This window comes from Burkholderia sp. USMB20 (assembly GCF_000949135.2).
Taxonomy (GTDB): domain Bacteria; phylum Pseudomonadota; class Gammaproteobacteria; order Burkholderiales; family Burkholderiaceae; genus Burkholderia.
The window spans coordinates 682,260-696,727 of the sequence record NZ_JTAN02000012.1; the positions used below are offsets into that span (position 1 = coordinate 682,260).

Here is a 14,468-nt window from a genome sequence, read left to right on the forward strand (position 1 = left end):
AGGGGAATCTCATGGGACTGTTGGATGCTATTTCTACGAGCAGCGAATCGGATCAGGTGCCTTCGTTCGGAGGAGGCCTGATGGGAATGATGGCGAATCCGAACACCGCTGGCCTGATGGGCATGGCTGGCGCGCTGTTGCAAGCGTCGGGTGCATCCCGATTGCCCGTTACGAACGGCGCGGCGCTGGGCATGGGCTTACAGGGGGGCATGCAGGGAGCGCAGGATGCCTTCGCTATGCAACGGCAACTGATGGGGTTGCGGATGGTGCAAGGGCTGATGGCAGGCAACTCAAGCGCGGCCGCTGCGCCGACCGCCACACAAGAATCCGTCGCTCCCGCGCCGCCGCTCGTCGGCTCGGCAAACGTGCCCGGCTTGTCCGGTATCTCGGCTGGAATGGGGGCATACGCGCCATCTCCGCAGACGGCAGCGGACTCCGCGGCTTCCCTCTATCCGACGCAAGCGCAGGCGACGGATTCGAACGTCAGGCGCATTCTGAACCAGGGATTGGGACTCAGCATGCTCGGTGTGCCCGGCGGGATAGATTTCGCAAAGGCTCAGCTTCAGTACGATCCTTCGGTCCAGATGGCATTGCCGACGGACGTCCAGAAGAATGCCGCGGCCGCATATGGTTACGGCTCGCCCGAATATCAGAATGCATTGCGCGGCATCCTGACGAAGGACGGAATCGTCTCACTGCGCCCCGGCGCGCCATTCGTTATGAATGGCAAGATCGTGACGACGCCTGGTGCGGCACCGGCCGGCTATATGAACAGCTACGACAATGCGAGCGGCCAATGGTCGGTCACACCCGTTGCGGGCGGCACGGAGGCGGTTCGGGGGAGTTCGGCTGCGCAGGCTGGCGGCAAAGCGCAGTACAACCTTCAGCAGGTTTGGGACCCGTCGGCGAATGGCGGTCATGGCGGCTTCGTTTTCCAGTCCACTGCAAATATCGCAGACGCGTCGAATGGCGGTGTGCCTGGCGTACCGACTGGCGGTTTAGCTGGAATTTTCGCCCAGCAAGAGTCGAGCGGCGGTCGAACTGCTCCGGATAACCCGCTCCAGATTCAACAAGGAACGTTCAACCGCTATGCGCAGCCCGGGGAGTCGTGGGATAACGTTGCAGACCGCAATACCGTTGCTCAGCGAGTTCTAAACACATACAGCCAGCAATACGGTGGCGATCTCGGGCGCATTGCAACGGCCTACTTCTCTGGCGAAGGTAATGTCGCCCCTCCGGGAAGTCCTACGCCGTTCCTTCGCAACGTCGCTGATAGCAATGGCAAGACCGTCGCATCCTATGTTGGCGACATTCTCGGTCGATCCGGTGGAATGACGCCTACATCCCATGGGGCCCTCATGGCTGCTCAGCCCCCCCTTGGCGCCCAGGCTGACGCCACGGCACAGGCGCAGGGCCAGGTCGACACCATGAACACCTCGTACAAGGAGGCGCGGCAGGCCCGGTCCACCGGTCAGTACGCGCTGACGATGCTAGACGACATGTCGAACTTCGCCCAGACGAAGAGCCCGGCACTGGCGAACAAGCTGTACAACGTACAGGGAATCTTCTCGTCGGACGCTCAATTGTTTGATAAAGCGCGAGACAACCTTATCACGCAGGTGTCGACCTCGTCCGGCATGAGCACCGATGCCGCTCGGGCAATCGTCGATGGCGCCATCCCATCGTACGGCATGAATCCGCAGGCAATCCAGACCGGCCTGGGCCAGATCAAGGCACAGGTACAGATGCGGATGGTCAAGGGCGACTATCTTTCCGACGCATACGCCAATGGCGACGCCCGGGCGTACAACCAGCGGGAAAACCAGTTTGATCAGATGATGACGCCAAGTGCAGCGGCAATCATCAAGATGCCGTCCGGCGCCGCCCGCAATCAAGCGATCGCCGCGGCCAAGAACAATCCGCAGGATGCGCAGGCCCTTCGTTGGGGCTTGAACGTCGGCCTGCTGCGCTAAGGAGGTCGCCATGCCCTACCAATACGGCTTCATCACTCCCGGCGCTGGTGCAGGAGCGCAACCGCCGCAAATGCCCGCGAGCGGCGCTGATCCGCTCGATGCATTCATCTCGTCCCAGGGCGGTCTGACGCAATCGGGTGGCAGGTCCTCCAGGAATACCGCGGCAACGCCGCCAGCCAACGCTGCGGACCCACTGGACACCTTCATCGCGTCGCAGGGTGGTTTGCCAAAGGCCACTGCGCCTGCGGCGCGCGCAGCGTCGCCGGTGCTCGCGCAGGACCTCGCGGCAGGCGGTGCGTCGCCTGACACGTGGAGCAATCTGCAGCAGATCGGCTCCGGCGCGTGGCACGGCATTTCGAGTCTCGCGAGCAACGCCGCCAACCTCGTCGAAAAGGGCATTGCCGCTGGCGCCAACGCGATTCCTAGCGTGCGCGGTTCGACGGTGGGCAACTGGTTGACCAACACTGCAAACAGCGACGTCGGAGCGCAGGTCGCGGCTGACAGCCAGTTCAGGCAAACGGCGTCCCCCGGCGCACAGGCGTCGAGCATGGTGGCACCGATGCTGTTGCCGATGGGCGGCGCGCTGCGAGTTGGCAATGTGATTCGGGATGGTATTTCCGCGCTTCCTGCGATTGGCGGCACGGCCGGTCGAATGGTTGGGGCTGGCATTGGGAATGCTGCGACTGGCGCCATGCTTTCGGCGGGCACCGCGATCGATCCCAATCAGCCGTACTGGCCTCAGGTTGGGCGTAATGCCCTAGTGGGCGCAGGTATGGGGGTCGCCGCGCCGGCTGTCATCGGCAGTTTGCTTGGGGCAGGCCGTGCTGCTTATAACGCAGCGATGCCGCTGCTGAATCCACGCGGCTACGTCGGGCAGCAATTCGCCAATGCAATCGGAAATGATGCTGCACAGGTGGCGAGCAATATCCGCAATGCACCGGTGTACGTGCCTGGTTCGATGCCGACGACCGCTCAGGTCGGGGCAATGCCCTTCCTGGCTCAGACTGAGAAGGCTATGGCGAACAGCAATCCGGCGTTCAAGACGGCGCTCGAGCAGCGCAACATCGATAACAATGATGCACGGTGGGGCGCTCTTATGGGGGTAGCCGGGACCCCAGCCGACATGCAAGCAGCTCAAGCAGCGCGTGAGGCTGCGGCGACACCGCTCTATCAATCGGCGCATCAAGCAACCGCGAACGTAGGACCGGCATTCATGCGCTATGCACAAATTCCGGAGATGCAGGAGGCCATGCGGCGGGCGAATCAGATCGCATCTCTCGATGCGGCTGTAGGGCGCGGGGTGGCGCCAGTATGGCCGCTAGAGGGGGGAAGTCGCCAGATAAACGGGGCTGCACTGGACTACACGAGCCGAGCGCTTGGCGACATGATCAATGAGGCGCAGCGGCAAGGCGCGTCGACGCGCGTTGGGTCGCTTACGACTCTTAAGGGGGATGTCGACAACTGGATGACACGTTATGTTCCGGGCGTGCAGCAGGCTCGCGCTGCCTATGCATCTGGCAGCGTACCGATCAATACGATGCAGGTGGGGCAAGAGATTGCGAATGGATTGGGAACCAGATCTATGAACGCCGGCCAGGTGCCACAGATCCAGTTGATGCCCTATCGATCCGCGTTGATGCGAGCAATGAGTGGAGCGGATTTCGGTATTGACGCGAACGCGTTGAATACGCTGCAAGGAATTGGACAGGATTTGCAGCGTGCTACGGTTTCCAACTCGATTCGTTCGCCCGGGAGCGATACGGCTTACAACCTCGCTACTAATGGCTGGCTGGCCCGTCAGTTGTATGGGCGAAACTTCCAAGGTGGCGCAGTCGGGAGCGTTCTCGGCAATGCAGCTCAGGCCGCAGGTGCTGCCGGCGGCGCGGCGTTGTTCGGCCCGGCTGGGGCTGGAGTAGGCTCGGCACTTGGGAGTGGTATTGGTGGCTTGCTGAATGGCTCTCGGGTCGGCGCACGGTTGAACGGGCAACTGGCCGGGCTGCTGCTCAATCCCCACGAGTTCCTGCCGTACCTCGATGCTCGCGCTGTCGGTGCGCCCGCCACCGTTGCCGGAGGATTGATGCAAGGATTGTCGGGGCGCATGCAATACATTCCGGCGCTCGCTGTCCCGCAGCTCGCGGGTCCTCAAGGAAATCCGTAACCAGAAGAGTGACCGGCCTATCGTCCCCATCGGGAGCCACGGCCGGTCAACTTTGGTATTTCCTGCACTTCCGTCACCTCGCCGTCGATTGTCATTGGTTGCTCGGTGACGAGGGGCGCCGAATTCTTGGATTCATCGTCCATCACATCCCAGTCCGGCGGCGTGGGCCTTAGCTCGGGCTCGGGCTTCCCGGCCAACAGCGGGATCAAACCGATCAACCCGAAGAGAATTGCTGCGCCGATGTAGACGAACACGCGGTCGGTAACCGTGAAGCCGGCCGCACTCGTCGCGGCGGCGGTTCCGGCAATGGCAGGGGCGAGGCTCATGAGGTATATCCCAGACGATCCCACTCAGGATAGGCGACGGAGAAACGAGCCGCAACGCGGATCGAGATCAGCCGAGCGCCCATGACCGGTGGCCCCGTTGTCTACCGTCCCACCTGCGGTAACGACAATACGAACTGACCGGCAACCTCCTCTGCAATGGCAAAGGCCAGATCGTGCCGCCGGTAGCCTTCCTCTGGCTCGCATGCTTTCCGCTGCGCCTCGAATGAGTTTTCCGGCAACCCCGTCGGAACAGCCGTGATTCGAAAGCCGAAGATCTCCGGTCGGCCGTTCGTGCCGGCGAACCCGTGGTTCTTCACTTCGACATAGAGATAGACGTCGTAGCCGTTGGCGTTCCGATAGAACATGGTTGTCCTCTAGGAAGGTGGCACCCAAAGCGTACACGCTTCCGAGAAGGGTGAGGCGCACTGGTTGTCCGCCAGAGAGTGGAGTCCCTTGAGTGGACGGCAGGAAGTGGCGCCGGCACGTCGCACTGTGTCGAAACCACAACGTGCAATTTCGTCGTCGCTCATGGCGTCACTTTGCGAATCGGCGGGCAAAGCGATGCGCATCCGAAACTGTCGCATGCGTCACTCTGTAGACGCGACCGCTACTCTGGAGCGCTAGACTCGGGCCGCTGAAAAACTGTTGCCAAGCCGTACGAGCCTCGCTAATCTTGCTTCACACCCCGCCTGGGTAAGGCATCGACTGAAGTGCGCCGAAACTGATCGGCAAATGTTTTGAAAGCCCGCTCTGCGGGCGCGGTGACTCGATCACCGAATGAACTGAGTAGGGCCCACGCCCAAAATCCGTCCATCGTTTCCTGGTGGACTCGTGACTGCTTCGCCGATAGGTGAAGCCCTCCATCGCCTTTGCTTCCTGCGAAAGGCGCGATGTGCAATCCCCGTGTGCCGCTCCTGCGGCAATCAATCCGTGACGTGCGCTCCCCAGCGCTAACGCCGTGCCTTGTCGCGTCCGTCTCAATCGTCCTCGTGACGATCGACGGCGTGCTCGGCCTCGGCGTCTGAAATCTCGTACCGACTCGCTCGGTACGCATCAACTCGCGCGGTCGGGGCATTGGCGCCCCCCGATCGGTCGCACAGCCAAAACACGGATCAAACGGGGGAAGCGTCTTCCCGCCACGCGTCGAACTTCATCGGGTTCATGCGTGCTGGGCTGCGTCAGCTGGCTGGCGTAGAACGCTCCCAATCTCACCAGGCCGAGGCTCGTGCCCCCGTTTGTTGTCTCCCGGCTGCATTTTCGCGGCCCCGTCCAGCGGACAGGGAGACAACTGGGGGTCGAGCCTCACGTCATGGATTCGGGGTACGCATGTCGCACAAATCTCTCACGGCCGACCTGTGCCGTGCTGCGCGCGGGGCGCGTGGCAAACAGGCAAACTCGACCTCCAACGGTCGGGAGAAGTCGCTCGCGCGTTTCGCGCGGTTCCTGTGGGACTTGGGCTTTCAGGTTCACACGACCGGTCAACTCAAAGAGAAGCATCTGATGGCCTGGTCGAACGACATGACGGGCCGAGGATGCTCGAAGCGGACGGCCGTCAACAACATGACGCACATCCGAACGGCGCTCGAAGGGATCGGTCGTCGGCCGTTTGCTGACAAGATGAGCAATGCGGCGCTCGGGCTGTCGGGAGCAAGCCGTGTCGGCACGAAACGGCCGATGATGCGGGACGAGCTGGAACCATATCGCGCCGCCGTTGCTGCGATCGATCCAGGCATTGCGGTTGTGCTCGAGCTGCAGCTCGAACTCGGGCTGCGAGCGAGGGAGGCGGTTCAAAGCATCAAATCGCTGGCTGATTGGCGGCGCGCGCTTGCGAGCCCGATCGGGGATGGCTTCGTGACCATCATCCACGGGACGAAGGGTGGCAAGACGCGACGGAGCCCGCCATTGGATCGGCAGCGCGCCGCCGAGCTGGTGGAGCGTGCGATTGGACTGTCGAGCGAGTACGGCGGGAAGCTGGTCCGAAAACCGGATCTGAAGCGAGCGATGGAGCGTTACCACTATGTCGTGCGCAAGGTCGGCATGACCGATGAGCGCGCGCCGCACAGCCTCCGGTACGCGTATGCGACCGAGCACCTGGAGCGGCAGAAGGCAGCCGGCGTATCGCGCCGAGAAGCGGCCGCCGGCGTGTCAACGTGGCTAGGCCACGGTGACGGACGCGGAACGTGGGTGGAGCGGGTCTACGGGCGCGAGGTGCTTGCCGAGGCGGAGGTGCGCCATGCATAAGCATGTGGCTACGCTGCCGCTCGTCGGCATCTCCCGATGGAATCAGATTGCCCCGTTCGTTGGGGTATCACGGGAGACATGGAGGAAGCGCTACCTCGAGGGGCGCGCGCCACAGCCGATTCAGCTGACCCAACGCTGCACCGTCTGGCGGAACGAGGAGGTGCATCGCTGGCTGGCTGATCCCGTTGGGTATCGAGCAGAGCTAGCTTGATCGAGAGGGGTGTGACAGTCTGTCGCCAGTCCGATGGCGCAGCGACGACAGCCACTACGCGCGCGCGAGGCGCAGCTCGCAGACGCTGCACCCGTCAGGCCGCCGCTGCTCCGATCGGGATGATCCGTGTGCCGCGCCATTCCATTTTCCACTCGGCATTTCTCCGCGGCTTGTCCAGGTTTGAACACCTAGACATGCCGCCGCCTGCCCGCCGGGTCGGGGCCAGTAAGGGAAGAAAGCATGAATTGGTTGTGGAAATGGGCCATATGGCTCGCAATCCTAGCCCTGCTCATCTGGTCGACGTTGACCTAGTGACAGAATTTGTAACCGAACTCCCGCCTGCGGACGGGGGAGATGCATTGACGGTGCCTTCCGCTGCGGTCGGGAATCGTGGACGCTCGGGACCGTTGTATGGTGATCCTGACGTTCAGTTCTAGACTAGGGCCTGACCATCTGGAATAGCCCTCCACTTGGTCGACACGGCGCAGTCAACGTACTGGGCTTGGCGGTCGGATATGGTGTACGTGATAGGACTCGAGAAGGGAGCACACTACAGAGTAAGCAGCTTCGTACGCTGCGACCTGTGAGGTTTCGTACACTTCCACGTCAGGGAACTCCTTGACGCGTCCGACGAATTGCCACGTATCGTCGATGCGCTCGCGGTCGACGGTTATGTGGTAGCGGTCCGCCGTGACAACGTGACCGTTATCAGGGGGCGATTGCGCGGAGGTCGGTTTCATAGGTCGTCAGAACCTTCAGAATCTTTCGGAAGTACGCTTGAAGCGGGACGGGATTTTTCCCGTGACCGCAGTCGTAGTTACTGCCTAGAAATCCCCTGATTCTCGGATGCATATACGAGTGGTGGTTTCCGCTAGCACATCGGCGGACGTCGAATCCTAGATCGGTAAGCAAATGCTTAATTTCGGCGCAGGTTGCGCGTTGCTGCTTTAGGACCGCCACGACTTCATCATACGTCGGCTTGCGCATGAGGACTACCCGTGCTGTTGTGTATTTGGCGGGGATCTGCTCCAACACCGATCGAAGTGTTCGGGGCGCGCTCAAACTCTGCCGAATCAAAAATCTTGCATCAATAGCAGCGCCCTAGGAGCCGGTTACGGCGAGTTCGTTACTGTTGCTTTCTTGCAAGCGTGACATTAGTGAGGCGGTCTGACCTATCGGGATTCTCCCGCAGCGTGTGAAGTGGGGCTATTCATTCCGCGCCGGCACGCTGCCAGCAAGTCGATCGAACCGCATCGACCCGGGCGCCCGAGTTGACAGCCAATTGGCTAGGTACGTAGGCGCTGCTTTCCAGCATCAAGAAACGACCGGCATTTGTTGCCTAGCTCCCTGGCCATCGCGTTGAGCGTTTTTGCCTCTTCAGCATGCCTGCGCCGGGTATCATCGTCGGAATAGACCCTCTCAGCTCTGGGCCTCGTCGTCAGCTCGTCACCCTCCCGAACTGTCAACTCGGCAATGGCATTCATGAAATCTCCGGTTGCCGCGAGGACGCTCTGAAAATGCGTGTTCAGCGTCTTGTCGTGAAATACAAAGGTGCGGTTGTCTTGGTACTCGTAGCGGAGCTCATACAAGGGTACGTAGAACTCACTGCGGCGTACGCCGGCAAGAAAATCTTGCTCCAAGAGGGCGCTGGCGACAGCCTGGGACAGGTGAGCAGTGACTTTCTTGAATTCCTCTAGATCTGCTGCACGTAGTTGCTCGCGTCGGTCGTATTTTTCCTTGACCCGTAGCGCAAGGAAGGCACCGATGCCTGACGTGACGATGGTGATAAGTCCGGTCAAGCCTTTGTCGACGATGATAGATAGCGCCATGATGGTCTTGTTGAGGTTCAGCCTTTTGTTGCTGTTATTGGGATGATCTGCGCGCCCGCTTTGAGCTGGTCAAGGTAGTCGGCCCACCGCTGCATCATTTCGCGACGTTGGGGGAGGTGGGCAACGCGGTTGTACACGCGCCCCACGCGGGTCTTTCACGGAGTGCGCGAACTGGGCTCCGATGATCGACGCGGCACGCCTCAAGCCCTGAGTCACTCGAAACGGGAGAAGCCAAGGGCGTAATATCGGTCGAAGTCTTGTTCGGCGAATCTTGATCGCTGTGCGATTTTGAGTTCGTCAAAGAACCTAGGCGCGTCCAGTAATTCGATTGCCATTCCCCGGGCGCTTGCGAGTGCACTTACTTCGGCGCCGCCCGGTTGAAATCTAGACGTCGTGACAAACACTCCCTTGGTGAAGCCACCAATGAAAAGAGCACCGGCCAGTGACCGTATCTGCTCCGCAGAAATGGCGTTCTTGTATCGCTTCACTTGCACGCCGATCGTCTCTCCAGGGCGCTCGAGAATGACATCGATGCCGCCGTCGCCCGAATAGCTAGTAACCCGGGCGTGGAACCCTCGATCGCGAAAGACGCTCGCAACGGTCTCCTCGAAGAGCCGAGGATGCAGTTCGAATCGTTTTTTGTACTGGAGTGTGAGGAAGTCGCGGACGTCCTGCAGCGGTTGCTCGATGTTTGTCAGATCCAGCTCTCTGAGGCTTCCAGCTACCCCGGTAATCTCGGAATAGCGGTGCACGCCGTCATCTAAGATGTCTTCGGGGTGGGCCTCCCAATATATCGTCGGCTCGAGATCCTGTTCCTCGACACTGACCATCCACCATCCACAACTGAGACAGACTGCAGGAGCGACCGCGACTTCAAAGTTTTCCTCGTCGAAGTTTTTGTATTGCGATGGCAACCGTTGCAGGCTGGATCGGCAAAAGAGGCAAGTCGAGCATTGCGATACGGTGCGGCCGAGGTCCCATGAAAAGTCGTGGTAGTCCCAAATTGACATTTGCGTGACCAATGGCAGGAGTGCGGTTAATGGATTGGTCCTCAATGCCCGCGCGGGGCAGGTTAGATGCCGACGTTAGCTCCTCGAGAAGCCCATCGGGATCACGACTGCGCCGGCCTCAAGGGCATCCAGATGGTCCGCCCAATGTTGCATCATCTTGCGACGCTCGGGCAGGAACTCGGCGTGCACGTATGCTGCAGTGACCTGGTTGCGTTCAGCGTGAGCGAGCTGGCGGTCAACAACGTCCCGGCTGTAACCGAGCTCGCGCAACACGGTAGCGGCCAGCCCGCGGAACCCGTGGCCTGTCATCCTCGACTTGTAGCCCATCCGGTACAGCGCATAGAGCATTGTGTTATTCGAGATGTGGCTTCGGCCCTGGACGCTATAGAAGACGTGCCGATGGCCACCGTTGAGCTCACGCAACGCGGCCAGTGCGTCGAGCGCTTGGCGCGACAGCGGGACGATGTGCGGATCACGCATTTTCATCCGCGCCGGCGGAATCCGCCATTCGGCGGCGCGCTCGTCAAACTCGTCCCACTCGGCATTGATCATTTCGGTTGTCCGGGTGAACGTCAGAGCCATGAAACGGAGCGCCAGCCGCGTGACGAGATCGCCTTGGTACGTGGCGATGTCTCTCATGAGCTGCGGGATTTCGACCGGCTTGACTCGTGCCATGTGTTGGACGCCGGCCCCTTTCTTGAGAACTGTCTCGGCGTCGATATCCGCGGCGGGATTGCGAGGGCATCGCCCGGTCATGATCCCGTACTGGAACACTGCACGCGACCGCTGGAGGATGCGCTTTGCTGTCTCTCTCACGCCACGGGATTCGACGGCCCTCAGGATCTCGAGCATGTCGGGCGCCTCGATGTCTCGGATCGGACGGTGGCCGACTCGGGGGAAAACATCGACCTCGAGCGAACTGATCACCTTGGCCCCATACACTTCGGTCCAGCCATCCTTCTGGGTCGCAAACCACTCACGCGCGACCGCTTCAAACGTCGATGCGGCCTCGATCGCCCGAGTCCGTTTGACCTCGCGTTTCTGCTCGGTCGGATCGGTGCCGGCGGCGAGTTGCTTCCGTGCATTGAGGCAGGCCTGCCGAGCTTCAGCGAGTGTCACCTCCGGATAGACGCCGAAGGCGGCGCGCTTCTCTTTACCGTCGAAGCGATACTTCATGCGCCAGTACCGCGATCCGTTCGGCATCACCTCCAAATACAACCCTTTGCCATCCGCCAAGCGATACGGCTTCTCGGCCGGCTTGGCCTTGCGGATCTGCATCTCGGTCAGCGGGGTGGCGCGCTTCGGCATGGCGTGGGGGCATCAAGTTTGGGGGCATGGAGGCATGTCCCAAAAGATGCCCCCAAGTTCGGTTGCTTGTACTGGGCAACCTTGGGCAATGATGGCAGCAAAAGTCCAGGCGACACAAGGCTGTGCGCGACTTTTTGGGCAAACTTGGGAAGTGTTGGGAACTTAGGTGGTCCCCCCGACAGGAATCGAACCTGTATCTAGCGCTTAGGAGGCGCTTGTTCTATCCATTGAACTACGGGGAGAGCCATGTCCGCGATATCGCGTGCGGAAGACGCGACCGGGACGGCGATGTGGACAGCGCGCAGAGTATAGCAAACGCGACGCGCATCGGCGGCCGGAATGCGTGCCGATACGCGCCGCGCGCCCCGGTCGTGTCCGAAAAAACCGAATCAGAAATCGACGACGACGAAATCTTCCTTGCCCACGTCGCACAGCGGGCAGCGCCAGTCGGCGGGAATGTCGGCGAAACGGGTGCCGGCGGGGATGCCCTCGTCGGGCAGGCCTTCCGCTTCGTTGTAGACCCACCCGCAAATCAGGCAGACCCAGCTCTGGTATTCGGTTACTTCGCTCATGTGGCGCTCGGGATGATGAAAGTCGGTGACGCCGTCCGCGGCGTGGCCGGCGGACGAAAGGCGCAATGGTACCGGAATTTCGCCGAACGCCTCCGCAACGTCGTTTTAAACGTACGCATCGCGAACAACGGCCGTCATCGCGCGGGCCGGGCACGCAGTGTATGCTTCGTGAGCCTTTCAATCTGAAGGAGAAAAACGATGCTCAACAAGAAGAAATGGATCGCGGGTGTGGTTTGTGTCGCGGCGCTGGCCGCGTCGACGCTCGCACGTGCCGAGGCGCGCGTGTACTTCGCCGAGCCGAAGGATGGTGCGACGGTGTCGAGCCCCGTGCACGTGAAGTTCGGCCTTGAAGGGATGGAACTCAAGCCGGCCGGCGACATGACGCCGGACACGGGCCACCATCACCTCCTGGTCGACGGCAAGCCGGTGCCGAAGGGCGACGTGATTCCCGCCACCGACCATTCGCTGCACTTCGGCAAGGGCCAGACCGAAACCGACCTGAAGCTGCCGCCCGGCCAGCACACGCTGACGCTGCAGCTCGGCGAAGGCGCGCATCGCTCGTACGGTCCCGAGCTGAGCTCGACAATCACGATCAACGTGAAGTAATCGCGCGTTTCGCCTGCGGGCGCCCGGCCGGGAAGCTGCGGCCGGATGCCCGCCGCCGGCCCCCCGTGACGTCGACGCGCGCGATGCCGGCCCCGCCCGCCGAGCGCGCGCCATCATGCCACCGCAGCAAAAACGCAGCGCTGACGCAACGCTTAAGCAGCACAAAATGATTCGCCCTCCGGCCTAGTCCATCCGGCCATCCCGGCGCAGGCGTCCGCCACCGGTACAATGGGCGCTTCCGATTTCTCTCTTCGCCGTCTCCCCATGTCGCTTTATTCCATTACCGGCGCGCAACTCGCGTTCGGTCACGTCGCGTTGCTCGATCACGCGGACTTCTCGCTGGAGGCCGGCGAGCGCGTCGGCCTGATCGGTCGCAACGGCGCGGGCAAGTCGTCGCTGCTGAAGATCGTCGCCGGGCTCGCGAAGCCCGATGACGGGCTGATTACGCGCCAGCAGGAGCTCGTGACCGTCTATGTGCCGCAGGAGCCCGAATTCGAACCCGGCGCGACCGTGTTCGACGCCGTGGCATCGGGGCTCACGCACACGCGCGAAGTGCTCGAAGAATACGATTCGATCGCGCATCGCCTCGCGGAAACACCGGAAGGCGCCGAACACGACGCGCTGCTCGCGCGGATGAACGCGCTGCAGTCGTCGCTCGATGCGCACGACGCATGGAACTGGCGCACGCGCGTATCGATGACGCTCGCGCAGATCGGCCTGACCGACGGCGACGCGCAGGTCGACGCATTGTCGGGCGGGATGCAGAAACGCGTCGCGCTGGCGCGCGCACTGGTGCTGCAGCCCGACGTGCTCCTGCTCGACGAACCGACCAACCACCTCGACTTCGACGGCATCCGCTGGCTGGAAGAACTGCTGGTCGCGCAGCGTGCGGGCCTGTTGTTCATCACGCACGATCGCGCGTTCCTCGACCGCGTCGCGACCCGTATCGTCGAGCTCGATCGCGGCCGGCTGCTGTCGTATCCGGGCAATTTCTCCGCGTACCAGACGCGCAAGGCGCAGCAGCTCGAAGTCGAGCGCGTGGAAAACGAGAAGTTCGACAAGCTGCTCGCGCAGGAAGAAGTGTGGATCCGCAAGGGCGTCGAGGCGCGCCGCACGCGCAGCGTCGGCCGCATCGCGCGGCTGGTGCAGATGCGCAACGAGCGCGCGGAGCGCCGCAATTCGCAGGGCAACGTGAAGCTCGACGTCGCGCAGGGCGAGAAGTCGGGCAAGATCGTCGCGGAACTGACGGACGTGACGAAGCGCTACGGCGAGCGCACGGTCGTCGACACCTTCTCGACGACCGTGATGCGCGGCGACAAGATCGGCTTCGTCGGCCCGAACGGCGCCGGCAAGACCACGCTGCTCAAGCTGATCCTCGGCGAACTGAAGCCCGACGCGGGCACGGTGCGCACCGGCACGAACCTGCAGGTCGCGTATTTCGACCAGATGCGCGCGCAGCTCGACCAGGAAAAGAGCCTGGCCGACACCATCAGCCCCGGTAGCGAATGGGTCGAGATCGGCGGCGTGCGCAAGCACGTGATGAGCTATCTCGGCGACTTCCTGTTCGCGCCGGAGCGTGCGCGCTCGCCGGTGAAGTCGCTGTCGGGCGGCGAGCGCAACCGGTTGCTGCTCGCGCGCCTGTTCGCGCGTCCGGCCAACGTGCTGGTGCTCGACGAACCGACCAACGACCTCGACATCCCGACGCTCGAACTGCTCGAAGAGCTGCTGGCCGACTACGACGGCACGGTGCTGCTCGTCAGCCACGATCGCGCGTTCCTCGACAACGTCGTGACATCGGTGATCGCGGCCGAAGGCGACGGCAAGTGGCGCGAATACGTCGGCGGGTTCACCGACTGGCAGATCCAGAGCGAGCGTTCGCAGCAGCTCGCGCAGCAGGAAGCGGCGAAGCGCGCGGTGAAGGAAGCGGCGCCGGTCAAGGAAGACGCGGCGAAAGGCGCGGCCGGCCGCAACGCGCAGCGCACGGTGAAGCTGTCGTTCAACGAGCAGCGCGAACTCGATGCGCTGCCCGAGAAGATCGCGGCGCTCGAGGAAGAACAGAAGACGATCAACGCGCAACTCGAAGATGGCTCGATCTTCGCGAAGGATCCGCAGGAAGGCACGCGCCTGACCGAGCGGTTCGCGGCGATCGACGACGAGCTCCTCGCCGCGCTCGAGCGGTGGGAGACGCTCGAGGCAAAGCGCAAGCCGGTCTGACGCACCGCGCGTGGCGGCCC

11 protein-coding genes, 1 tRNA gene and 1 pseudogene are annotated in these 14,468 nt (G+C 62.2%); 5 read left to right on the top strand and 8 right to left on the bottom strand.

Going from position 1 to position 14,468, the window contains the following annotated elements; translation table 11 throughout:
• Positions 1–11: 11 nt before the first annotated feature.
• Together PL79_RS16440 and PL79_RS16445 are read left to right on the top strand one after the other, a co-directional pair.
• Positions 12–1,973, top strand: coding sequence for a hypothetical protein (locus tag PL79_RS16440; protein WP_052664723.1), 1,962 nt, complete (start codon positions 12–14; stop codon positions 1,971–1,973).
• A gap of 10 nt (positions 1,974–1,983) precedes the next feature.
• Positions 1,984–4,131, top strand: a complete 2,148-nt coding sequence (locus tag PL79_RS16445) for a hypothetical protein (protein WP_135801074.1) — start codon at positions 1,984–1,986, stop codon at positions 4,129–4,131.
• Between the two features lie 17 nt (positions 4,132–4,148).
• Here PL79_RS16445 and PL79_RS16450 read toward each other — a convergent pair whose 3' ends face one another.
• Together PL79_RS16450 and PL79_RS16455 are read right to left on the bottom strand one after the other, a co-directional pair.
• Positions 4,149–4,457, bottom strand: a complete 309-nt coding sequence (locus tag PL79_RS16450) for a hypothetical protein (RefSeq protein WP_044846414.1) — start codon at positions 4,455–4,457, stop codon at positions 4,149–4,151.
• 101 nt (positions 4,458–4,558) lie between these two features.
• Positions 4,559–4,822, bottom strand: coding sequence for a hypothetical protein (locus PL79_RS16455; protein WP_044846415.1), 264 nt, complete (start codon positions 4,820–4,822; stop codon positions 4,559–4,561).
• Positions 4,823–5,783: 961 nt separating this feature from the next.
• On the opposite strand from PL79_RS16455, the gene PL79_RS16460 reads away from it, so the two are divergent.
• Positions 5,784–6,698 carry an integrase domain-containing protein gene (locus PL79_RS16460; protein WP_044846416.1) on the top strand — a complete coding sequence of 305 codons (915 nt, stop codon included), beginning with the start codon at positions 5,784–5,786 and terminating at the stop codon, positions 6,696–6,698.
• Between the two features lie 1,497 nt (positions 6,699–8,195).
• Here the strand turns inward: PL79_RS16460 and PL79_RS16470 are convergent.
• The 6 genes and pseudogenes from PL79_RS16470 to PL79_RS16495 all read right to left on the bottom strand — a co-directional run bounded on the left by PL79_RS16470 (position 8,196) and on the right by PL79_RS16495 (position 11,628).
• Positions 8,196–8,738 (bottom strand): hypothetical protein, encoded by a 543-nt coding sequence (locus PL79_RS16470; protein WP_044846417.1) that lies wholly within the window; start codon positions 8,736–8,738, stop codon positions 8,196–8,198.
• A gap of 17 nt (positions 8,739–8,755) precedes the next feature.
• Positions 8,756–8,930, bottom strand: a pseudogene (locus PL79_RS36635) (integrase); the annotation flags it as partial.
• 20 nt (positions 8,931–8,950) lie between these two features.
• Positions 8,951–9,748, bottom strand: coding sequence for a restriction endonuclease (locus PL79_RS16480; protein ID WP_082088599.1), 798 nt, complete (start codon positions 9,746–9,748; stop codon positions 8,951–8,953).
• Positions 9,749–9,823: 75 nt separating this feature from the next.
• Entirely contained in the window at positions 9,824–11,056 is a 1,233-nt protein-coding gene (locus tag PL79_RS16485; RefSeq protein WP_044846419.1) for a tyrosine-type recombinase/integrase, read from the bottom strand.
• A 167-nt stretch (positions 11,057–11,223) separates the two neighbouring features.
• Positions 11,224–11,298: transfer RNA gene (locus PL79_RS16490), tRNA-Arg, on the bottom strand.
• 147 nt (positions 11,299–11,445) lie between these two features.
• Positions 11,446–11,628, bottom strand: coding sequence for a rubredoxin (locus tag PL79_RS16495; protein ID WP_006478164.1), 183 nt, complete (start codon positions 11,626–11,628; stop codon positions 11,446–11,448).
• A gap of 198 nt (positions 11,629–11,826) precedes the next feature.
• On the opposite strand from PL79_RS16495, the gene PL79_RS16500 reads away from it, so the two are divergent.
• Positions 11,827–12,234 carry a DUF4399 domain-containing protein gene (locus tag PL79_RS16500; RefSeq protein ID WP_044846420.1) on the top strand — a complete coding sequence of 136 codons (408 nt, stop codon included), beginning with the start codon at positions 11,827–11,829 and terminating at the stop codon, positions 12,232–12,234.
• A gap of 264 nt (positions 12,235–12,498) precedes the next feature.
• Positions 12,499–14,448, top strand: a complete 1,950-nt coding sequence (locus tag PL79_RS16510; RefSeq protein WP_044846421.1) for an ATP-binding cassette domain-containing protein — start codon at positions 12,499–12,501, stop codon at positions 14,446–14,448.
• The last annotated feature ends 20 nt before the right edge of the window (positions 14,449–14,468 follow it).